We start from the raw sequence: 1,238 nt of genomic DNA on the forward strand, positions 1-1,238 counted from the left end.
GTACTGCTCCGATCCGTCGCTGACGTATGCGCAGGTCGCGCGGGATCTGGGCATGCATGCGGAGTCGCTGCGGCAGTGGGTGCGGGCCGCGGGGGCCGCGCCGGGGCCCGACGGTGTCCTGCCGGCTGCGGCCGGGTCCGGGGCTCCTGGGGTGGAGACGCCCGAGGAACGGATCGTCCGTCTGGAGGCGGAGAACGCGGCTTTGCGGGTGGAGAGCACGGGGCTGCGCAAGGACCGCGAGACGCTGTCGGTCGAGCGGGACATCCTGCGGAAGGCCACGAAGTATTTCGCCTCGGAGACGAGCTGGTGATGAGCCGCTTCCAGTTCGTTGAGGACCACCGGGAGGCCTTCGAGGTCAAGCGGCTCTGCCAGGTGCTGGGCATCCGGCGCTCCAGTTACTACAAGTGGCGCGCCAGTGCCGCGACCCGCGCAGAACGGCAGGAGGCCGACGCTGTCCTGGCGGCGCGGATCCAGCGCGTCCACGCCGAGTCCGACGGGACCTGCGGCGCCCCGCGTGTCACCGCCGAGCTGCGGGATGGGGGCCTGGCGGTGAACGAGAAGCGGGTCGCGCGGGTGATGCGCAAGTTCGGGATCGTGGGCACCCGTCTGCGCCGGAAGGTCCGCACCACCGTGCCCGAGCCGTCGGCGACCCCGGTGCCGGACCTGTTCGGGCGCGACTTCAGCGCGCCGGCGCCGAACCTGAAGTACATGGGCGACATCACATATCTCCCGGTCGGGGAAGGGGAGTTCCTGTATCTGGCAACGGTGCTGGACTGCTTCAGCAGGCGCGTCGTGGGCTGGTCGATCGCCGACCACATGTGCACGTCCCTGGTCGCCGACGCTCTGACGATGGCCGCTGCCACTCGCGGCACCCTACGCGGAGCGGTGTTCCACTCCGATCATGGAGCGCAGTACGGAAGTCGGCAATTCTCTTTCCTGTGTGCCGAGTTGGGAGTGAAGCAGTCCATGGGTGCTGTCGGAACGAGTGCCGACAACGCCGCCTGCGAGAGCTTCCACGCCTCACTGAAACGCGAGCTCCTCAAGGACGCACGCCGCTGGCCCGGAGTCCAGGCCTGCCGAGCGGCGGTTTTCCGCTGGCTGAACAGATACAACACCTGGCGCAGGCACTCGGCCAACGGCCAGGTCAGCCCCGTCACCTACGAGCAGCAGCAGTCAGCTACCCTGGCGCTCGCCGCATAACCACACAAACCCGTGTCTACCAACCAGGGTGAAGCCCC

1 protein-coding gene is annotated in these 1,238 nt (G+C 68.6%); it reads left to right on the forward strand.

The window, feature by feature from the left end:
• A protein-coding gene (locus tag AC07BF_RS37825) for an IS3 family transposase (RefSeq protein ID WP_478334610.1) occupies positions 1-1,200 on the forward strand; the annotation gives its coding sequence in 2 pieces (ribosomal slippage) (positions 1-293 and positions 293-1,200; 1,201 coding nt annotated over the 2 pieces). This gene is flagged as partial in the annotation.
• Between the last annotated feature and the right edge of the window lie 38 nt (positions 1,201-1,238).

The organism is Kitasatospora sp. NPDC043950 (assembly GCF_056435345.1).